Here is a 20380-nt window from a genome sequence, read left to right on the forward strand (position 1 = left end):
AATATGAGAATTATTGCCGAACTACCGCACCCAGATTTTAAAGTTACTATCATGAACATGAACCAAAAGTTTATTGTAAAGATAGAACAGGGGACCCTGGAGCAAAGTTTTAAAATTGCCGAAATGGATTTAACCGATGGCGTTAACAGTGTTTTTGAATTACTTGATGAGGAGTTTTTAACCAAAGTTGGCGCACGGTTTATTGAGATGCGCACTGATTTTAAAGATGCATATTACCGGTACAATTTCTAAACAAGCTTCAACCTAAGTAATTGATTAATAAATAGATATATTTAAATCACTCGAGGTGCAGAATTTTATTCTGTAAAATTACAAATCCCCCCTCCTGACAGACTAAACCATCCTTTAAAATAAAGTAAAAGTTAAGATAAATTGACATAAATTGTTAAAAATTAATAATTTATACTTTTTATAATAATTTTATTTGGCAACAAAATCAGCCAAATAAATGGGAAGTTAAGCTGAAATAAGGTCGCAATACCAAAACCCGGCCGGTTTTTGATCGGAGTTTGTGATACACGAATCGTCAGTGTTTTTAGGTGCCTGGTATTCCTTAAATACCTTAATCCCGGTTCTGTAATTTATCTCTTTTTTAAAGATGGGGCCCTTAAAAGTGAAAGTATGAAACTCGCCGTTCTCGCCGCAAACATCTACATCATCTGGCAGGGCATCAATCAATTCGGCGCTTATCTCCTGCCCTACTATCTGTTCAAGGCGTGCCTGGGTGCAGGCTATCACCGTTCCAAATCCAAGGCTTAAAAATTCGCCGATCAATTCGCGGGTGTCACGTTTCCATAATGGGTAAATACCGGTAAGGCCAACTTCGCTCAGCCTTGCATCACGATAGTCTTTCAAATCCTGCAAAAAGATATCGCCAAAAATAGAATGCGTTATGCCCTCACTTTTGAAATGTGCCAGGTGGTAATGCATAACTTCGTCATACTCCTTCATGCCCGGCATCTCGGGCAGGCGGATCTGGTATAATGGTATACCAATACTTTCGGCCTGTTTTATCAATAACTCTGTGCGTACGCCGTGCATCGAGATCCTGTCGGCAGCATCGTTAACAGTTGTTACCAGGTACTTTATGTCAAGGTCTGGATTTTGCAGGCAATGATACAAAGCCAGTGCGCTGTCCTTGCCGCCGCTCCAATTGAAAATAGACTTCATTTTAATTAGTGAATTAGTGATTGATAGAATGCCATATTTTATTGATCTTTTAGCAATTCATCCACCAGGGCCACTACCCCTACTGTCGCTTTTTCCTGGATCTTGATAACCGGGCCACGCACATTTATATCGGGTATTTTGGGATCGATAACATACCGGGGCACATCGTGGTTTACATAGCCTATCAACCCGGCCGCCGGGTATACAGCTAATGAGGAACCTACAAGCATAAAAATCTCCGCCCGGCTACAAATCCTTGCTGCGGTTTCAATCATGGGCACAGCCTCGCCAAACCAAACAACATGGGCACGTAGCGGCGATCCTAACTCGCATACCTCGTCCATACCAATCTCCCATCCATCAATAGGGTAAGTAAGTTCAGGGTTAACACTCGATTGCGAACGGGTGATGATGCCGTGCAGGTGTACCACGTTGGTAGAACCTGCCCTTTCATGAAGGTCGTCTATGTTTTGTGTAATAATGGTTACGTCATATTTCGCTTCCAGTTTGGCCAGGGCGTAGTGTGCGGCATTGGGTTTTGCATCCATTACATTTTTACGCCGCTCGTTATAAAACTGCTGCACCAGGGCCGGGTTACGTTGCCATGCTTCGGGCGTTGCCACATCTTCTATATTGTAGCCCTCCCAAAGGCCATCGCTGTCTCTGAAGGTCTTTAAACCGCTTTCAGCGCTTATGCCTGCTCCTGTTAATACTACCAACTTTTTCATAAAGTAAATATTAGTTCATAAAAAAAGCGACCTGTATGATGGCAGATCGCTTTTCAATTTTATCAATTTTAATTAAAGTGCCAATTGTTTTTCTGTGCGTAAAAAAGTGTACCTGGTTTTAGCCAGCTCAAAGCCGCCAAATAGCAGGAAACCAAACACCAGATTGCCATATACCATATTCTTCTCGAATGGAACAGCTGCCACCAACGATTTGCCATAGCCCGCTAATGTATTAGGGTAAAGCTTAAGCTCGGTATAAAACCAGGGCATATCTGTAATTAACCAGTGGATAAGCACAACACCGATAGATGCAAATAATACATTAACAAAATTTACCTTTTTTATCAAAGTACCGGCCAGCACCATAATGGCGTAGCTTATGTAAACGCCAATGATACCATCGTACATTATTGAAAACTTTGAGGTATAAAGATAATTAATCACCACATCTGTACATAAAAGCGTAAGCAATACAATTACATACCCCTTCCATTTATCAACAAAGTAAACGCCGCCAAATAAAGCAATTGCCCCTACCGGGTTAAAGTTACTCAGCTCTTTATATTTAAAAGCTAAAAGCCTGAAAGCTGCAGCAACAATTATCATTAAAATAAGGATAATGTTCCTGTTGATGGTATCTTTTTTATTCATGGTTTTATTTATGATGTAAAATTACTCATAATCATGTTAAATAAAAACTACTAATTAAACTGGTATTTTGCACCAAGCATAAAGTTTATACCACGTGTGTTATACCCCAGCCAATCGGTATATTTTTGATCGAGTACGTTATTTAAATCGCCAAATACATTCAGGTTTTTGGTGGCTTTTAACTGCAGGTGCAAATCAACCAGGTTATAGCTTTTCAAAGTAGTGATTGTAGATGGATAAGTGGCGAAATTTTGATCGGCCCTGTTGCCGGTATACTTATAATTTAAACCGATCAGGAAATCAGTACAGGCCTGGTATGAAACATTAGCGCCAAAAGTGTTCTTGGGTCTGCGGTATAAGTTAGCCGTTTGTTTGCCAGCTTCATCCGTTTGCTTACCCGTTATATAAGCAAAGTATGCCGATGCAGTTAGCTTTTTTGAATTGTATTTCAGCTCAGTTTCAAAGCCCTTATCTTTTTGAAAAGATCCATTTTTATAGAATGAACTATAAGGAGGCACAGATTCAGAGAAGAAATAAATTACATCTTTTGTATTGCGTTTGTAAAATGCGGTGTTAAATGATAATGCATTTTTTACGATCTCCCAATCAAATCCGGCTTCGTATGATGTAGTTGTTTCAGGATTTAATTTACTATTTCCGTATTGAGAAGACAGTTGGTATAAAGATGGTGATTTAAAAGCCGAAGCAATAGTTCCGAACACTTTGAACTGATCTGCTAAATACAGCGAAGGGTTAATGGTATAGGTGAAGTTATCGCCATATTTGCTATGGTGATTGTACCTGCCGCCCAGCTCCATATGGAAGATATTTGACTTGAAAAATAACGACGAGTAAACACTGGTAATGCTATTATGCGCTGTATCATCGCTTATAACACTTGCACCGGGATGATAACCTGTTTGTTCAAACAAACTGTATTGATTAGTGCTGCTGTACTTATAACCCGCGCCACTCGTAATATCAAAGTACTTGCCCAGGTTATAATTCAATACAGCTTCCAAATTGCTTATGCGGCCAATATTTTTTGTTACCTGGTTGGTTTCGTAATTATCGGGTGGCAGGTTTTTAAAGTTGTTACGAGCTGTATTTTGGCTGGCATTAAACACCAATGTTCCTTTTGGTAATTTCACTTTAGCTCCTAAACCACCAAATATAAACGTATTGTTGTAGGTGTAGTTGTTATCGTTAGTAAAAGCGCCATAAGGCAAATCGCCGGTATTATAGCTACCCTGGAAATTACCGTTCAGGCTAAATTTTTCAGAAACATATTGATTGATGTTTACACTTGCCGAACGTTGGTGAAAACCATCTTTTTTAAATCCGGCTTTATTTGTAGTATCGGTAGCGGCTGCAAAACCCCTGGAATCTGTATTAGATAGGTTAACGGCAATCCCAGTATGGTTTATTACACCGGTCAACCCGGCCGATTCCTGGAAGGTGCTATAACTGCCACCCGTCAATTGCACGTTGCCTTTGAAGCCTTGTCCTTGCGGATGTTTGGTAATAATATTAATAACACCAGCCACAGCGTCGGATCCATAAAGTGTCGATCCGCTTCCTTTTAATATTTCAATTCTTTCTACCTGGTTTAACGGGAAAGCGTTAAGATCGTAGCTGCCGTCAATTGAACCCGCATTGTTAACCGGGAAACCATCTACTAATATTAAAGTATTACCCGATGAGGCGCCCCGTAAAAAAACGGATGTGCTAATGCCGGGCGCATTTTGTGCGCCAGAGAAAGTTATACCGGGTACAGTGTTCAATAACTGCGGTAATGTTTTGCCTTGCGAGCGGTTAATCTGCTCTGCAGATATTACGGTTACTACCCTACCTATATCGGCTAATTTTTTAGGTGACCGGGTTGCAGTAACTACCACGTCATTTAATTGCCGGGTGGTATCCTGTGCTAACGCGGCAGTGTTGCATAATGCCACTTGCAATAATCCTAATCCTAAAACAATTTTAAAGTACTTTTTTTTCATGTATTTGCTATAGCGTTAAATAATAATGCAGTTTAAATAGCGCAACACGGACTGATAAAATGAAAACACACCACCAAAAGAAGAGCATTCGCATTCAAGCTTCAATCCACGAAAGCTATGAATAATTTATAATGCTCTGGCAGGTCTTCTGACTTACTCCCCTTTCGTTCTGTCTTCCCTGCGCTTAAGCGCAAGTGACTTTAATAGAATGAACTATGGTTATGGAGCTTACAGCTGCGGGACAGTTCCGGATTTACACCGTATTCCCTTTTAATCCTTTATGATATGCTATAAAGGAACCTAAAGCGCCGTAAAGGTAGTTTATGTATAGCAGATACGCAAGTTGTTTAAAATGCCCGGCGCTGGTTTAAAGCCGTCCGTTCAGCCACTCCGTTCGTTTTTGTATGGCTTTACCATAATTTTTGTGGATTTTTGAACACAAAATCATGCGCTATTTTTTTCATATTGGTTATCACGGCACACAATATAGCGGCTGGCAAAAACATGCCGGTGTTGTAAGTGTACAAGCTGTTTTTGAAACCGCTTTAAGCCAAATACTAAAAACGCCCATAACTGTTAACGGCTGCGGCCGTACCGATGCGCACGTGCATGCCAGTCAATTTTTTTTCCATATCGATGCAGCGAAGGAATGGGATTTCGATCTGCTTTTCCGCCTTAATAAAATGCTGCCGGATGATATCGCGGTATTTGATATCATCCCGATGCAGGGTCTGCCCCACGCGCGGTTTGATGCTGTGCAGCGCTCATATGATTATTTTATTCATACTTATAAAGACCCTTTTTTAAGTGCTTTTAGCGCGTTATATCCCGAAACCAATCTCAACATTGATGAAATGAAAAAGGCGGCGGCGCTGCTCCCTCTTTATAACGATTACCGCGCCTTTTGTAAAATGCCCGACAGGATTGACCATACCATTTGCAACGTGAGCTCAGCAAGCTTATTTGTTAGCAATAATGGCGACAGGCTCCGGTTCAATATATCGGCTAATCGTTTTTTAAGCAAAATGATCAGGATCATTATTGGCCGCCTGCTGGAGATTGGCCGTGGCGAAATGAGTGTTGATGAATTTGAAAGCCATCTCATCAGTAAACAAACGCCCCCAATTATTATCCCGGCTTATCCCCAGGGATTATACCTGTCAAAAGTTACGTATCCTTACCTTGATATTCCCGCCAAGCCAACCTTTACCGGCCTGCTCCAAAAGGATGAAAGTATCGTGTGGCACCCACTATCCCATCAATAACTACTGCGGTCTTGACTCTTAACTCTTGATTCTTGACTCTTTTCAAGGAAATTTAGGTAAATTCGCCCTCTTAAATACTTAATAAAGTTCTCAGATGGTGTGGTTTGAAAAATTGAAGCTGAAAAAACAGCTGGTTCGGTCGGTAAATGAAGCTGGTTTTACAAATCCTAAAGAACTGCAATTAAAAACCCTTTCAAGAATTGTAGGTGGTCAGGATCTCATCGCCATTGGTTACGAAGGTAGCGGCAAAACTACCACCTATGTACTGGGGGTTTTAAACCGCTTTAATTATGCCCCGGAAGGCGTTCCGCGTGTGTTGGTTTTAGTGCCGGATAAAGAGGATGTATTTGGCGTGATTGAACAATTTGACCGCCTGAACAAAAATAAATCAATCAAAATTGTCGGCCTGTACGTGGCTCCGGGCATTGAAGCCCAGATGGACGCATTGGCTGATGGTGCCGATATTGTAGTTGCTACTCCTGATAGGGCACGCGCAATTTACCTGAAGCTTGCCCTTAACCTTAATAAGGTTGATATGTTTGTGGTTGATGATGCCGATGAGATGATAAAAAGAGGCATGCAGCTACCTGTTGTAGAACTGGCGAACAGCATCGGCAAAAGCCAAAAACTGGTATTTACCGAAGTAATGCACAACAAACTGCAAAAAATGCTTGATCCGTTCATGAAAGACCCTGCTATTGTAGAAGTAGAAGCATTAGCTGAGCAGCCCTTAGAAACGCATCCGCAGTTTTTATATAACGTACCCAATTTCGGCACAAAGTTAAACCTGCTGAATTTGTTCATGTACGACGAAGAACTATTTACCAAAACCGTAGTTTTTGTAAACACCCGCGCGACAGCCGATAAAGTTTATAAAAGCCTGCAAACACGTTTACGTACAGCAGTGGCTTATTTAAACCCCCAGTTTTTTGATAGCCCGGGATTTAAATCGATAGATGATTTTAAGGCTGATGGAGGTGCCAGGGTACTGTTGGTTGCTAATGAGCAGGAAGAAGCTTTTAGCCTGGCTGATATCCCTTTTATCATTCATTTTGACGTACCGGCAGAAAAAGAACTATTTATTGATCGTGTGACAAACCATTACCCTGAAAGCGGGAACGAGACAATGGCTCTTACTTTTGCCACCGACCTGGAGCTTAGCCAGGTTAAAAAGATTGAGCAAGCCACGGGCAAAAAAATAGCCCTTGCCGAATTACCCGAAGAGCTGATTATTGAAAAAGAGGTAAAAGCAAAAAAAGAACCTAAACCAAACCCTGATGCCCCTATCGTTGGCGCGGCTTTCCATGAGAAAAAGGCGGCCAATTCAAAAACTTATAATTTTAGTTCGGGCCAAAAGGCTAAAATGAACAATAAGCGCAAGCATTAACTTTTTTTGGTAAAGTAGTGGACATACATATCCTCCACCTTTTTACGTGCCCATGGTGTTTTTCGTAAAAACTTCAGGCTGGATGATATGCTGGGGTTATCCAAAAAACAATTAATCCTGATCTGGTAGCCTAATTCGGGCCAGCCAAAATGGGCAACCAGTTCGTTCAAAATCATTTCTAAAGTTTTACCATGAAGCGGGTTATTTACTTGTTGCGGCATATGCAAAGGTAAATAAATATGTTTTACATCTTTTCGCATTAAGTAGCCAAAGTGTTAAAAGAGTATGAGGCTTTGAGTTCGTTTCCGGGAAACATAGTGTAAAATTTCAAGGTATTTTGTTAATTTAACCTGCGTTAAAGCATAACTAAATTTATCTATCCCCGTTTAAATATATTTAACCGGCAATACCAAATAATTACTTAATTTCCAACGTCAAAGTTGGATACACAATATACCCCATTTAATAAACATCCTGATATCAATGAGTGGCTATAAGTTTTACCTGGTTTTATTTTTTCAGGCTATCTCATTATTGGCAATTGCCCAGGATCAGCCTATTCATTTTCAGCACATCGGCAGTAAGGAGAACCTTTCAGAACTAAATGTAAACTCCATGATCCAAGGTAGCCGTGGCTTTATATGGGTAGGTACGCGCGACGGCTTAAACCGCTATGATGGCACTAAGTTTAAGATTTTCAGAAACAATATCAATGACAATACCAGCATCAGCAATAATTCTGTAAACCATATTGTTGAGGATAAAAATAACGATCTGTGGATAGCCACCAGCGGTGGTCTTAATAGATACGATCGCCAAAAGAACCGCTTTTACCGTTATCTGCACAACGATAAACTACCAAACAGCCTTACAAACAATTACACTGTAAACGTTGCCCTGGATAATGATGGTAATTTATGGATAGCTACTTTAAAGGATGGCGTTGATGAGTATATCATCAGCCAAAACAAATTTGTTCACTACAAGTACAACAAGGATGATCCACACAGCCTGAGCGATGATCACGCAAGGGTTATTTATGTTGATGGTAAAAAAAATATATGGATAGGTACCGCATCCGGCCTAAATCTTTTTAATCCTAAAACCAAAAGTTTTGCCAGTTTTAAACATGATGAAAACGATGACAGAAGCATATCTTCCGACAGAATAACCAGCATTTTTGAGGATGGCAACCACCGGCTATGGGTTGGCTCCGGGAACGGTTTAAACTTATATGATGCCAATACGCAAACTTTTAAACATTTTAAAAACATTGCCAATAACAACAATTCGTTACCGTATAACGGGATACAATGCATCAGCGAAGACAGCAACCATAACTTATGGATAGGTACTGAAAACGGCGGACTCAGCATTTTTAATTTTACCGAAGGCAAATTCAGTAACCACTCCCAGGACGATATAGATAATAGCAGTATCCCCAGCAATTCAGTTGATGTTATATTGAAAGATAAGTTTGGCAATATGTGGCTAAGCACCTTTGCATCAGGCATTAGCTTTTATAAAAAGACAAATGAAAATTTCACCCAATTTAAACACAGTTCACGGGCCAACAGTTTATCTAATAATTTTGTACTGAGTATTACCGAAGATAAAAATCATAATATTTGGGTTGGCACTGATGGCGGCGGATTAAACCTGTTTGATATAAAAACAGGAACTTTTAAAGTTTATCGTTTTAACGCCGGGGATAAAACGAGTATTGGGGGTAACAATAACCTGACCTTAAAAGAAGATGACAGAAATAACTTATGGATAGGTACCTGGGGCGATGGTGTAAGCGTGATGAATTTGCGAACCCGTAAATTCAAAACATACAAACACAATGAAAATGACTCTACCAGCTTAGGCGGCGACAACATATATGCTATAACAACCACCCTTGATCATAAAATATGGATTGGCACGCTTGGACAAGGGCTTGATTTATTTGATCCTAAAACAAATAGTTTTATTCATTACAGGCATAAGGCAAGCGACCCTCAAAGCCTCAGCAGCGATAATATTAATTCGCTTTTTGGCGACTCGAAAGGTAACCTTTGGGTTGGTACCAATGATGGTGGCTTAAACCTTTTTAATACAACAAGCAATACGTTTAAAACTTTTAAATACGATGCATCAAAAAATAGTTTGAGCAACAATTCCGCTCTTGATCTGTTCGAGGATCATTTGGGGAACATATGGATCTGCACTTATAATGGTTTAAACCGTTTTGATCCTAAAACAAACAAATTTACCGTTTATAAAGCCAAGGATGGCTTGCCTAATGATTACGCTTATGCCATAAGAGAAGATAACAACTACAACCTTTGGATAAGCGGCAACAATGGCCTGTCGAGATTCAACCCGCGGACAAAAAGGTTCAGGAATTTTACTACTGATGATGGTTTGCAGGCCGATGAGTTTAAACCCCACTCCGCTGTAAAAAGTCATGATGGCACTTTATATTTCGGCGGAGTTAACGGGTTCAACATGTTTGATCCTGACAGGATAACCCAAGCCGTTTATGACCCCCCGCTGCGATTAACCGATTTCCAGATCTTTAATAAAAGTGTTCCTGTAGCCCAAACCGATGATGATCCCTCACCATTAAAAAGGGATATCACGGAAACAAAATCCATTACTTTAACCCATGAGCAATCGGTTATTTCATTTGAATATGTATCACTGGATTTTGCCCAGGCTAATAGAAAGGAATATGCATACCAGTTAGAAAACTTCGATAAAAACTGGAACTACGTAGGCACCAAAAATACCGCTACTTATACCAACCTGGCAGCCGGAAACTACACCTTCAAAGTAAAAAGCAAGAACAGCGATGGCAGATGGTCGCGCCATGAACTTACTTTAGAACTTATTGTTTTACCGCCATTTTGGTTAACCTGGTGGTTTATTTCGCTTGCCACCGTATTTATATTTACTGTAATTTATAGCTTATATAAAGCCAAGGTAAACAATATTGAAAGGCAAAAACGTTTACTTGAGGAGCAGGTATCCGAGCGCACAGCCGAAGTTTTACAACAATCGCAGGAACTTAAAAAGCAGTCGGCAGATTTACAGGTCTTAAATTCAGAGTTGCAGGCCCAATCAGAAGAATTACAAACCTTAAATGAAGAACTTTTATCCCAGTCGGAAGAACTGGAAATTCATATGGCACACGAAAAAGAAGCCCGCGAGGAAGCCGACAAAGCTAACCAGGCCAAAAGCATTTTCCTGGCTACCATGAGCCATGAAATTCGCACACCGATGAACGGCGTTATAGGCATGGCTTCGCTTTTAGGCGAAACCGAACTGAATGCCGAACAACGTGAATACACCGACACCATTATATCATGTGGCGATAGCCTTGTGAATGTGATTAATGACATACTTGATTTTTCGAAGATAGAATCAGGCAAAATGAATATGGAGCAGGAAGATTTTGACCTGCGCCATTGCATTGAGGAAGTGATGGATATTTTCTCGCCTGTAGCCTCGCATCAGGGCTTGGAGTTGGTTTACCAGATAGACCCTGCCCTGCCGCAACAGGTTATTGGCGATAGCCTGCGCCTTAAACAGGTTATTACCAATTTAACCGGCAATGCGCTCAAGTTTACTCAAAAAGGCGAAGTGTTTATAAAGGTTTTTTCATCTAAAGTACTTAACGATGGCCAAATTGAAATAGGTTTTAGCGTAATGGATACGGGAATCGGCATTTCTGAAGAAAAAGTATCCGGACTGTTTAACGCATTTTGGCAGGCCGATTCATCAACCACACGCAAATACGGTGGCACCGGGCTTGGCCTTGTGATTAGCCAGCGCCTGGTTAAGCTAATGGGCGGCGATATTTGGGTAGAAAGCGTATACGGAGAAGGCTCCGTATTTGTATTTACCATAAAAGTTATAGTAAGTAAAAAGCAATCAAAGTATGTGCCCGTGGTATTTGATACTGCCGACCTGGAAGGCAAAAAGGTATTGGTTGTTGACGATAATAAAACCAATCGCTTTATTCTTAAAACCCAGCTGGAGCAATGGGGACTCATCACCACAACGGTCTCCTCGGCGGCAGAGGGACTCGATTTACTAAAGGAAGATAAGGATTACAACCTCATTATCACCGATATGGAAATGCCGGATATGGATGGCGTTGGCTTTGCCGCAGCAGTTAAAGCAAAGTATCCACAACTTCCCGTCATTATGCTTAGCTCTATCGGCGATAGCTCAAAAGTGAAGTATCCTGGTTTGTTTGCTGCCATTTTAACAAAACCGGTAAAGCTAAATCAGTTAGGCAAAAGTGTGCAGGCTCAATTAAGGAGTATTGGAAATGCACCGGCATCAGAGCCCAAAGCGGCTAAATTACTTGATAGTAACTTCGCGGCAGAATACCCGCTGAATATCCTCGTGGCCGAAGATAACCAGGTTAACCAAAAACTCATCAGCCGGATGTTGAGTAAACTGGGCTATGAATTTGCAATGGTTGAGAATGGACTTGAGGTGCTAAAAAAACTGGAAGAACAGGAGTTTAACGTAATACTGATGGATGTGCAGATGCCCGAAATGGACGGTTTTGAGGCCACCCGGTCAATCCGCGAAAGCGACCGGAAGCTACAACCCTTTATCATAGCCATGACCGCCAATGCCGGTCCCGACGACCGCGATATGTGTATCAGCGAAGGAATGGACGATTATATTGCCAAACCGATGAAATCTGAAGGGCTAATAGCGGTTTTGAAAGCCGCTCATAAGATGATGGACTGGGTGGGTAAAAAAGTTAAGTAGAATTGATCACCCTTGCAAACAATATGTTTCGGGGGGATATTAAACTACTCTTACCCCATCAGCTCCTTCATCAGCTTATCAAAAGCCTCCTTCATTTCGGCAAGTTCAAGCTCCAATTTGGTTACACGTGCTTCAAGGCCGCTTGATGAACGGCCGCCTATCTCTTCTGTTTCCTCGTCATCGTTAATCTCAGGCGTGCCGGCTAATAAATGCGCATACCGCTGTTCTTTTTGACCGGGACGTTTGGGGAGTTGTACGATATAAGGCATAGCCGGGTCGGCCAGTTTTTCCAGCATTTCCTGTACTTCTTCTATCGATTCAAATTCATACAACCTGCCCGAATTGGTGTTTAACTCACCGGGCGTTTGTGGGCCCCGCAATATCAGCAGGCAAATTAAAGCCACTTCGGCCGGGATCACCGGGAAAACGATGGCAAAATTGTGTTTGTATTTGATATTACGGATAGATCCGCCGGTTGCCGTTGAAATCAGTCCGCGCCTTTTCAGCGTGTTTAGTGCTTCGGTTACTGTAGCTTCGTCATAATTCACCACCGGCTTGCGGGAGGTTTTCTGGTTACAGGCAGCTGTTAAACCGTTAAGGGTCATGGGATAATAGTCGGGCGTGGTTTTGCTTTTTTCCATCAGCGAGCCAAGCACACGCAGTTCGGCGGCATCAAGTACGGGTAAAGTTTGCGGTGAATCCATGGCTAAATATAAGCAGGTTTTTATAAGTGCAAAAAAACTTCAGTTTATTTAAAAGATTTGGCAAGCAGGAAACAAAAATATTCAGCAAATCCGTTACTTTGTATCATACATTTGAAGTGATGGCTTTTAGCTTTCGGCCTTCAGCTTTTGGCTCAAAAACATGTCTTTATTTATTACATCACTAAATTCGGGAAGTAATGGCAATTGCTATTATGTGGGGAACGATCAGGAGGCTATTTTGGTTGATGCAGGTATATCGTGTCGCGAAACCGAAAAACGCATGGCCCGCCTGGGCCTGCCCATGAGCAAAGTAAAAGCCATTTTTGTATCCCATGAACATTCCGACCATATCCGGGGGATTCCGGTACTGGCCAAAAAGTTTAACCTGCCTGTTTACATTACCCCTGGCACCTCGCTCCATTTAGGAAACACTGTAGATGCCAAACTAATACATCACCTGCGCGAGTTTGAAACGGTTACCATTGGCCAACTGGAAGTAACGTCCTTCCCCAAAGAGCATGACGCATCAGAGCCACATAGTTTTATAGTTAGCTGCCACGACATTAAAGTTGGGGTATTTACCGACCTGGGGATTGTTTGCGACAGGCTTATCCGCTATTTCAGCCAATGCCACGCTGCTTTTTTAGAGGCTAATTACGACGAGGTTATGCTGGACACCGGTGGCTACCCCTATCACCTTAAAAGGCGTATCCGTGGCGGCAAAGGGCACCTGAGCAACAAACAGGCATTGGCACTTTTTACAACACATCGCCCGGCGCATATGACGCATTTACTGCTGTCGCACCTGTCCAAAAACAACAACGATCCAAAACTGGTGGAAGAGCTTTTTACTGCCTGCGCCGATGGTGTTCACATTGTTGTTGCTTCCAGGCACGAGGAAACCCCGGTTTATCTTATTGACGGCAACCAGGGTAAAACACTGGAAATTTTAGGGCAACTTGATTTGGGATTTAATTAATCATCGGCCCTATCCTGCATAAATATGGTGCTTAGTATTTCGTAGAGTTCGGGATGCTTGTGTTTAAGTTCGGTTGGCTTTTGAAAAAAATATTCGGCCACGACCGCAAAAAATTCAGCTTCATTAGTAATGGCGTATGGATTAATATCCGATTTACCCGCTTCAATTTTATGAATTTCCTGGTGAATCATCTTTAGCCAGGGCAACACATACTCATGTGCCAGCAGGTTTTCGGGCACGCCGTCGGTAGCGCCGTCGCTTTTATCCAGCAGGTGTACAAATTCATGAATGGCGGTATTCTCCTTCCCTGCCGATTTGGAAAAACCTTTGATGAGCGCCGCACGCGATAATATCATCTGCCCGTTCATGTAACCGCTACCAACCATACCTAATATATTCCGGCTCCCGCCTTCAAACTGAAATTCGCCATCAAAAGCATCAGGGTATAATATTACATTGGTTAAGTTGCGGTATTCCCAATCTTTAAACCCCAATATGGGGATCACGGCACTTGAGGCTATCATCACCCTGTCGGTATCATCAACCACTGTTCCCACGCCTTCAATAGTGGTCGTTGCTAAAAACGAATTCACTTTTTGTTCAAACGACAACTTGCCCGCATCGTCCAGCTCCCGGTAAAAGGATATATTTTGGGATAAAATGGGTTTGTAGTCAGTGTTTGCAACAATGCTGGCCGATTTTGATTTGTTATTTTTCAAAATAAAATAACCCATCAGCGCAAAAACAATAAAACCAATGATGATAAAAGCCATGCAGTAAATATGAGGATTAAATAAAGTAAAACAACAGCATGACCAGGGCGGCTATAAAAGTATTTAAAAAGTTAACTGCATTATTGCCGATAATATCCTTACGTTCCAGCAATGCCCCTAACACCGAATCACTTAAATTTCCGGCTGTGCCCGCTATAATTACCCAAATCAGGTTCAAATCCCAGCCAAAACCAATGCCATAAAATAAGGCTATTACGCAGCTTCCCACAATACCAATCAACGTGCCTTGCACGCTTATTACGCCATCTAATCCTCGTTTATCGGGCTTCAGGCTGATAATATTGAAGAACTTTGTGCCATAAATCGTCCCCAGTTCAGATGATAATGTGTCGGCTGTGGCCGAGGCAAAACCTGCAGCCATCATTAGTGTAAATAAATGACTATACCGGGGATAAAATAACACCAGGATACCAGTAATAGCTGGCACACCCGCATTGGCTAATACCTGCCCGGTTGTTCGGCCACCTTTATGTTCTTCGGCTGTGGCAAACGCCTGCTTTTTATTTTGTTGCCACGATGTAGCTGCCGATCCTAAAATAAAAAAGCTGGTCATCATTGCTATACCTGTAAACCCTGCACCAGTAAAAACCAGGTAAGCCACTACCCCACCGGTTAAAGCAGCGGCAACGGTTAGCTTTTTGGCGATAACGCTATAGCTTATACCCGCGATAATAATGGCAGCCAATAAGACATTGCTGTTAAACATAATTACCAAAGGTATTTAATGTACCGGTAATTAGGCGGTCAATTGCTACTTTTGCCATAGTATGAAAGATATTTTAGGCCAGGCCATACACAATCATCACTATCAAAAAACATCTCACAAATTGTGGATCAATAACCAGTATGGCCCAAAGGAGGAAATGCCTATCGAAACATACTTCAGGGATGAGGACGACATGCCCGATATTGAATGGCTTGCCCTGAATGAATGCCGTGGCGAAGTATTGGATATTGGAGCAGGCGCCGGCAGCCATGCCCTTGTGCTACAAGAACGTGGCTTTGATGTAACTGCCCTGGAAATTTCTGCCTTAGCCGTAGATGTAATGCAGGCACGCGGCGTTAAAAAAGTGGTTACCGCCGACATTTTTGAATACAACGATCATAAATACGACACCCTGTTATTGCTCATGAACGGCATAGGCCTTACAGGTACTTTATCCAACTTGAAAACTTTCCTGCAGCATACCAGGCTCTTGCTTAATAAAGGTGGGCAGTTACTGTTCGATTCATCAGATATTGCTTACCTATACGAAGGAAACCTGCCCGATACCGGCAAATACTACGGCGAACTAAGCTACCAGTATCAATACAATCGCCAAACATCCGATTGGTTTCCATGGCTTTATGTCGATGAAAAAACGTTGACAACTATTGCCAATGAAGCCGGCTATGATATGGAAGTTTTACTGGAAGATGAATATCAGCAATACCTGGTTAGATTGAGCCCTATTTAGTCTCGGCTTGAAGGCTACTGTGTGTACACATCTTTAAAACAAAAGGAAATGACATTTTTTTTATTATTGGTACGTTTCCAAAAGATGTGTACACACAGTAGCCCTGAAGGGGGAGACATTTAACAACTACCAGGACTATCAGCCGATCTTCCCGCTATAATTATCCATATACTCCCTTGGCGATTTGCCTGTTACCGAACGAAACACCCGGTTAAAGTTGGTAATACTTTTAAAACCACATTGATAAGCCGCCGCCGAGATGCTCTCAACTTTATTGGCATTTAATATTTTACAGGCTTCGTTAATACGCACTTCGTTTAAAAAAGTGACAAATGTATTGCCCGTATGCTTTTTAAAATACCTGCAAAACGATTCGGATGTCATAAACGCGGCTTTGGATACATCCTCCAGCGTAATGGGCTCGGTATAGTTTTGCATAATGTAGTTGTAGATATTGCCTATCCTGATTCCCTCATTTTCTGTAATTCCGGGCAAATTACCGTACGACGATAGTGGTTGTAAAGGTTCGTTTATCCCGGTTAACCCTTTCATCAGGCTTATAAACTGAATCAGCTGCTCCGCGCCTGTGGTATCACGTAAGGCCGTCATATTAATTATAGCCTTTTCTGCATGCAGTGGCGGCACCTTAAAGCCTTGCTCATGCTGCTGAATAAATAATTTAAACGCCCTCATTTCGGGCAGGTCAAAGAGGGGCATAAGTATCCCTTCCGGATTAAAAAAAATACTCAGGGCGCTTATCGCGTCTTCCGTTTCATTTTCAAAATATTCAGGATTGCTTTTAAACAGGTGCGGCAGATTTGCCCCTAATAAAAAAACATCACCCGGTGCAAAATAGTGCATATTATTACCTGCTATAAGCGTACCCTCTCCCTTTTGTATCCAGGTAATCTGGGCCTCTTTGTGCCGGTGCAGATAAGGGTAAAAATATGGCAGGCTAAACTGATCGGCGATTACGCTTTTATCATGAGGTACAGGAATGGTAAATTGTAAAACTTTCATTTGTAATTGGCCTATCAATAAGCAAATATTATCATAAATTTATTCATTTTTCAAATTTATCGGGTAATATTTGATCGGGAGTAATTAAGCAGGACAAAAAAATCCCCCGGCTCGTTACCAAGTCCGGGGGATAATATACTTAACTAAGCGCTCCTGTTAAAAATGGAATGCCAGTTTGGTAAACATTCTCATGCCATTAAAACCCATTTGTACGGCATCAAAAGGACCACCAGATTCGCTATCTCCCCATGATGATTTATGAGCGCCTTCGGTAACAGCTAAATCAGGGTGTACATTAAATATGTTATCTACGCCAACAGTCCATGATATTTGTTTGGATATTTTATAAGATACATATAAATCGGTGGTAGCTTTTCCGTGAAAAACAAAATTTTCCGGAACAACGCCTGTGCCGTTATCCAAATCAACATAAGGGTCCCATCCGTTGCCCGAAGCAGAAATGTTAGCGCCGCCCGGTCCGTCAGGGTTTGCGCCTGGTACGCTGCTATAACCAAAGCCCTGGGTGGTCAATTTACCATAATAGGTAATATGGCTACCGGCGGCAAATTTACCATATCCGTATTCAAGCCCTAATGAGAATTTTTCGCGTGGAGCAGAAGCTTTTAAAAACGCGGCCTCTCTTGTGCTAAAGTATGCTTGCTGGTGTGCATAGCTATCATTCAGCGCAGCCGGAATATTAACCTTATTAATAGTTATCCCTTGAATGTTGCCTGCAAATAAAGCAGTAAATTTATTTTTACCCCACGATTTGCGGTAATCTAACACAATGTCAATACCTCTGTTAGTTGTATTGACAGCATTGGTAAAAAAGTTGGCATTTGTTACATTGTTAGCTATAAGGTAGTCTTTTAGCGCGGCTACCGAGGTATCAAAAGCACCTGTAATTACTATCCTGTTTTTAATTTTAATGATGTAACCGTCAACTGTGACATTAAAATCATGTGTTGGTTTCCATGTAAAGCCTAAGCTGGTATTGGTTGAGGTTTCCTGGGTAAGCTTTGGAATCCCTACCTGGCGTGCGGCATCGGCATAATTTGGAATCAATTTAGCGTAAACCAGTTCACCTGCAATAATGTTAGTATTGGTATTGCTAAAATTCATTTGTTGCAATGAAGGCGCCCTAAAGCCTGTACTAAATGATCCCCTTACATTAAAGTTGTCGCTTACTTTATAGCGGGATGCTAATTTAAATGTGCTTACAGCACCAAAATCCGAGTAATGTTCAAACCGGGCAGCACCGTCAATCAGCCAATCTTTGGTTACATCTAAAGTGCCTTCAATATAAGCGGCCTCATTTGTTCTGTTGGCTGTGGTTGCATCAGTTGGCTGATAGCCGGGATACCCTTCGGAGCCGGAAGCTTTAGGAACACCGTTTAACAAAGCTCCGCCATTTCTGTAGGAGTCGGGCTCACCGGCGTATAGTTTATAGCGCTCATACCTGTACTCTCCGCCAAAAGACAGCGTAAATCCTTGAGCCACATGCTCAAAATGTTTGGTTACATCTAAATTGGCTGTGTTTTGTAAAAAGTTGAACCCGCCATCATTAAACCTGGTTTTGGTATATTGCTCTGGTAAGGGCAATGATGAATTAAAGGTTTTGTTACCCCAATAATGAAAGTCATTGTAGCCTGTATTATTACTCAAATCCCAATCCCAGCCATCTCCGATAGTACCTTTAAAACCTAAGGCAGCCGACATATCTTTTATATACACATCTTCCTGCGGATTATAATATACATTGGCAGTATCCAAGGCACCCGGTGTAGGGTCAAAAACGCGCATAATGCCGGGTACAAATATTAATTTGCCATTTTCATCAGTAGGGAATTTTATGTGATTACTTGCACTGCTCCACCTGCGCGTCCAGGCGTAAACATTTGAGTGTTTATAATTATAGCCACCAAAAGAATAAAAGGTGGTTTTGGTACCGGCAAGTGGAATTTCCATATTGTACATTCCCCCGCCAGACTTTACAGCCCCATCACCAAAAGCCCTTCTCCAGGCATTAACACTTAAAGCATTTGGGTTTGTATCCCAGTTTGTTTCGGGTACAGCCCTAAAGGTTTTACCCTGATCCATAAAGTTGCCGCCAAAATTGATAAAGCCGCCGTTTTTACCAAGGGCCAGCCCGTAATCCAATCCTAAAGTAAAGGTTTTGCCGTCAATTTGGGAACCGGTATAATATTGGCTCGGATCAACGTTGTTTAATGTATTGTATTTATGATCGTAATAACCACTACCACCGATGTTTACGTTTAGCTTATTTACATCTTTTTTCAAAACGATATTAACAACGCCAGCTATGGCGTCGGAACCGTATTGTGCCGAAGCACCATCACGCAAAATCTCCACCCTATCAATAGCGGCCTCGGGTATGGCATTTAAATCGGTACCGCTGTTGCCGCGACCGCGGGTGCCTACCTGGTTTACAAAAGCCGAGAGGTGGCGGCGTTTACCATTAATTAACACCAATGTCTGATCGAAGCCCAGGCCCCGCAAGCTGGCAAAGTCAATCGCATCAGATCCATCGCCGCCACTTTGTTTGTTATAGTTAAATGAAGGCACGGCCTGGTTAAGCTGGCTCATCAAATCGGGCTTAGCGGTAGTTTCGCCAATCTGGCTCATTCTGAGCACATCCACAGGTACGGGCGAATCCATTTTAGTACGACCGCCACCACGGCTCCCAACTACTACTACCTCTTTCAAACCTTCTGCCGAAGCGGCAAGTTCCATATTGAGCTCTTTTGTTTCGCCGGCAGCAAGTTGAACGGTTACTGTTTTCTTTTCGAGCCCTATGGCCGAAAAACTTACCTGGTAACTGCCTGCCTTTAAAGTAAGGCTGTACCTGCCATCTGCACCGGTTATGGTACCTGTGCCATTAGGTACCACCTTTACAGTACCGGCACTTACCGGTTGCCCCCCGCTTGTAACGATACCCGTAAGTTTTTGGGCGAACACCGGCGAACACGTTAGTAATAATGCTCCAAAAAGGTAAAAATGTAGTCTTAATTTCATGCTTTCGTTCGATTGTGTTGATTGATTATGTTGATTAATCCCTAAGTTAGGTTAATTTTCAAACAAAAAAGCATTAAAACATCAATAAATCACAAAATAACCCTAAAAGATAGTTGTGTTTTTTATAAAAAATAAAATATATACGATAAATTTAAAAAATATAAACACATTTTTAACATTTTTAAATTACACTTACTAAAATAAAGCAAACTAAAGTCTAATTTTTGATATATTTTAACACAAACATCAATAAGTATTGATTAATTTGACTTTAATAATCAATAAACTTAAATAAATACCATAAAACACAATTTTTAATTCGAGTTAATTACTATTGGTGTAAAACAAACACCATTTTTTTTCATCCTCCTTAAATTTGACCTATT

At 41.6% G+C, this 20380-nt stretch carries 16 protein-coding genes and 1 riboswitch; of the genes, 6 read left to right on the forward strand and 10 right to left on the reverse strand.

The window, feature by feature from the left end; all coding sequences use genetic code 11:
* Positions 1 to 3 precede the first annotated feature (3 nt).
* Positions 4 to 252, forward strand: coding sequence for a hypothetical protein (locus tag AC1DXF_RS21320; protein WP_477450724.1), 249 nt, complete (start codon positions 4 to 6; stop codon positions 250 to 252).
* A 225-nt stretch (positions 253 to 477) separates the two neighbouring features.
* On the opposite strand, the gene AC1DXF_RS21325 is transcribed toward AC1DXF_RS21320, so the two are convergent.
* The 4 genes from AC1DXF_RS21325 to AC1DXF_RS21340 form a co-directional block, all read right to left on the reverse strand.
* Positions 478 to 1191: a Dph6-related ATP pyrophosphatase gene (locus AC1DXF_RS21325; protein ID WP_477450725.1), complete on the reverse strand. Its 714-nt coding sequence runs from the start codon at positions 1189 to 1191 to the stop codon at positions 478 to 480.
* A 38-nt stretch (positions 1192 to 1229) separates the two neighbouring features.
* Positions 1230 to 1919: an SIR2 family NAD-dependent protein deacylase gene (locus tag AC1DXF_RS21330; protein WP_477450726.1), complete on the reverse strand. Its 690-nt coding sequence runs from the start codon at positions 1917 to 1919 to the stop codon at positions 1230 to 1232.
* 72 nt (positions 1920 to 1991) lie between these two features.
* The gene (locus AC1DXF_RS21335; protein ID WP_477450727.1) at positions 1992 to 2570 is read right to left on the reverse strand and encodes a DUF6580 family putative transport protein; all 579 of its coding nucleotides are present in this window, start codon (positions 2568 to 2570) and stop codon (positions 1992 to 1994) included.
* 50 nt (positions 2571 to 2620) lie between these two features.
* A complete protein-coding gene (locus AC1DXF_RS21340) occupies positions 2621 to 4573 on the reverse strand; it encodes a TonB-dependent receptor plug domain-containing protein (RefSeq protein WP_477450728.1) in 1953 nt (650 codons plus the stop codon).
* Positions 4574 to 4694: 121 nt separating this feature from the next.
* Positions 4695 to 4893: riboswitch (cobalamin riboswitch) on the reverse strand.
* Between the two features lie 126 nt (positions 4894 to 5019).
* Here AC1DXF_RS21340 and AC1DXF_RS21345 point away from each other — a divergent pair.
* A complete protein-coding gene (locus AC1DXF_RS21345) occupies positions 5020 to 5838 on the forward strand; it encodes a tRNA pseudouridine synthase A (RefSeq protein ID WP_477450729.1) in 819 nt (272 codons plus the stop codon).
* A gap of 94 nt (positions 5839 to 5932) precedes the next feature.
* On the forward strand, positions 5933 to 7225 hold the full coding sequence (locus tag AC1DXF_RS21350; protein ID WP_477450730.1) for a DEAD/DEAH box helicase: 1293 nt from the start codon (positions 5933 to 5935) through the stop codon (positions 7223 to 7225).
* Here the strand turns inward: AC1DXF_RS21350 and AC1DXF_RS21355 are convergent.
* On the reverse strand, positions 7222 to 7446 hold the full coding sequence (locus tag AC1DXF_RS21355; protein ID WP_477450731.1) for a VF530 family protein: 225 nt from the start codon (positions 7444 to 7446) through the stop codon (positions 7222 to 7224). The two genes, AC1DXF_RS21350 and AC1DXF_RS21355, sit on opposite strands and share 4 nt — an antisense overlap.
* 262 nt (positions 7447 to 7708) lie before the next feature.
* Between AC1DXF_RS21355 and AC1DXF_RS21360 the strand changes: the two genes are divergently transcribed.
* Complete coding sequence (locus tag AC1DXF_RS21360; protein ID WP_477450732.1) at positions 7709 to 12004, forward strand: hybrid sensor histidine kinase/response regulator; 4296 nt, start codon at positions 7709 to 7711, stop codon at positions 12002 to 12004.
* A 50-nt stretch (positions 12005 to 12054) separates the two neighbouring features.
* On the opposite strand, the gene AC1DXF_RS21365 is transcribed toward AC1DXF_RS21360, so the two are convergent.
* Positions 12055 to 12708, reverse strand: a complete 654-nt coding sequence (locus tag AC1DXF_RS21365; protein ID WP_477450733.1) for a YceH family protein — start codon at positions 12706 to 12708, stop codon at positions 12055 to 12057.
* A gap of 160 nt (positions 12709 to 12868) precedes the next feature.
* Here AC1DXF_RS21365 and AC1DXF_RS21370 point away from each other — a divergent pair, with 160 nt between their 5' ends.
* The gene (locus tag AC1DXF_RS21370) at positions 12869 to 13687 is read left to right on the forward strand and encodes an MBL fold metallo-hydrolase (RefSeq protein ID WP_477450734.1); all 819 of its coding nucleotides are present in this window, start codon (positions 12869 to 12871) and stop codon (positions 13685 to 13687) included.
* Here AC1DXF_RS21370 and AC1DXF_RS21375 read toward each other — a convergent pair.
* Positions 13684 to 14460, reverse strand: a complete 777-nt coding sequence (locus AC1DXF_RS21375; RefSeq protein ID WP_477450735.1) for a M90 family metallopeptidase — start codon at positions 14458 to 14460, stop codon at positions 13684 to 13686. The two genes, AC1DXF_RS21370 and AC1DXF_RS21375, sit on opposite strands and share 4 nt — an antisense overlap.
* Positions 14461 to 14476: 16 nt before the next feature.
* Positions 14477 to 15187 (reverse strand): DUF92 domain-containing protein, encoded by a 711-nt coding sequence (locus tag AC1DXF_RS21380; RefSeq protein ID WP_477450736.1) that lies wholly within the window; start codon positions 15185 to 15187, stop codon positions 14477 to 14479.
* 61 nt (positions 15188 to 15248) lie between these two features.
* On the opposite strand from AC1DXF_RS21380, the gene AC1DXF_RS21385 reads away from it, so the two are divergent.
* Positions 15249 to 15938 (forward strand): class I SAM-dependent methyltransferase, encoded by a 690-nt coding sequence (locus AC1DXF_RS21385; RefSeq protein ID WP_477450737.1) that lies wholly within the window; start codon positions 15249 to 15251, stop codon positions 15936 to 15938.
* Between the two features lie 138 nt (positions 15939 to 16076).
* On the opposite strand, the gene AC1DXF_RS21390 is transcribed toward AC1DXF_RS21385, so the two are convergent.
* Together AC1DXF_RS21390 and AC1DXF_RS21395 are read right to left on the reverse strand one after the other, a co-directional pair.
* Positions 16077 to 16958, reverse strand: a complete 882-nt coding sequence (locus AC1DXF_RS21390) for an AraC family transcriptional regulator (RefSeq protein WP_477450738.1) — start codon at positions 16956 to 16958, stop codon at positions 16077 to 16079.
* 156 nt (positions 16959 to 17114) lie between these two features.
* The gene (locus AC1DXF_RS21395) at positions 17115 to 19994 is read right to left on the reverse strand and encodes a TonB-dependent receptor (protein WP_477450739.1); all 2880 of its coding nucleotides are present in this window, start codon (positions 19992 to 19994) and stop codon (positions 17115 to 17117) included.
* Positions 19995 to 20380 lie beyond the last annotated feature (386 nt).

The sequence above is a fragment of the Mucilaginibacter sp. P2_A5 genome, assembly GCF_056404995.1.

Excerpts from the sequence above, each read along its gene's own strand:
- AC1DXF_RS21340 (WP_477450728.1), bottom strand. The coding sequence starts at position 4,573 with ATGAAAAAAAAGTACTTTAAAATTGTTTTAGGATTAGGATTATTGCAA.
- AC1DXF_RS21395 (WP_477450739.1), bottom strand. The coding sequence starts at position 19,994 with ATGAAATTAAGACTACATTTTTACCTTTTTGGAGCATTATTACTAACG.
- AC1DXF_RS21380 (WP_477450736.1), bottom strand. The coding sequence starts at position 15,187 with ATGTTTAACAGCAATGTCTTATTGGCTGCCATTATTATCGCGGGTATA.
- AC1DXF_RS21375 (WP_477450735.1), bottom strand. The coding sequence starts at position 14,460 with ATGGCTTTTATCATCATTGGTTTTATTGTTTTTGCGCTGATGGGTTAT.
- AC1DXF_RS21350 (WP_477450730.1), top strand. The coding sequence starts at position 5,933 with ATGGTGTGGTTTGAAAAATTGAAGCTGAAAAAACAGCTGGTTCGGTCG.
- AC1DXF_RS21335 (WP_477450727.1), bottom strand. The coding sequence starts at position 2,570 with ATGAATAAAAAAGATACCATCAACAGGAACATTATCCTTATTTTAATG.
- AC1DXF_RS21325 (WP_477450725.1), bottom strand. The coding sequence starts at position 1,191 with ATGAAGTCTATTTTCAATTGGAGCGGCGGCAAGGACAGCGCACTGGCT.
- AC1DXF_RS21390 (WP_477450738.1), bottom strand. The coding sequence starts at position 16,958 with ATGAAAGTTTTACAATTTACCATTCCTGTACCTCATGATAAAAGCGTA.
- AC1DXF_RS21345 (WP_477450729.1), top strand. The coding sequence starts at position 5,020 with ATGCGCTATTTTTTTCATATTGGTTATCACGGCACACAATATAGCGGC.
- AC1DXF_RS21385 (WP_477450737.1), top strand. The coding sequence starts at position 15,249 with ATGAAAGATATTTTAGGCCAGGCCATACACAATCATCACTATCAAAAA.
- AC1DXF_RS21370 (WP_477450734.1), top strand. The coding sequence starts at position 12,869 with ATGTCTTTATTTATTACATCACTAAATTCGGGAAGTAATGGCAATTGC.
- AC1DXF_RS21365 (WP_477450733.1), bottom strand. The coding sequence starts at position 12,708 with ATGGATTCACCGCAAACTTTACCCGTACTTGATGCCGCCGAACTGCGT.
- AC1DXF_RS21360 (WP_477450732.1), top strand. The coding sequence starts at position 7,709 with ATGAGTGGCTATAAGTTTTACCTGGTTTTATTTTTTCAGGCTATCTCA.
- AC1DXF_RS21330 (WP_477450726.1), bottom strand. The coding sequence starts at position 1,919 with ATGAAAAAGTTGGTAGTATTAACAGGAGCAGGCATAAGCGCTGAAAGC.
- AC1DXF_RS21320 (WP_477450724.1), top strand. The coding sequence starts at position 4 with ATGAGAATTATTGCCGAACTACCGCACCCAGATTTTAAAGTTACTATC.
- AC1DXF_RS21355 (WP_477450731.1), bottom strand. The coding sequence starts at position 7,446 with ATGCCGCAACAAGTAAATAACCCGCTTCATGGTAAAACTTTAGAAATG.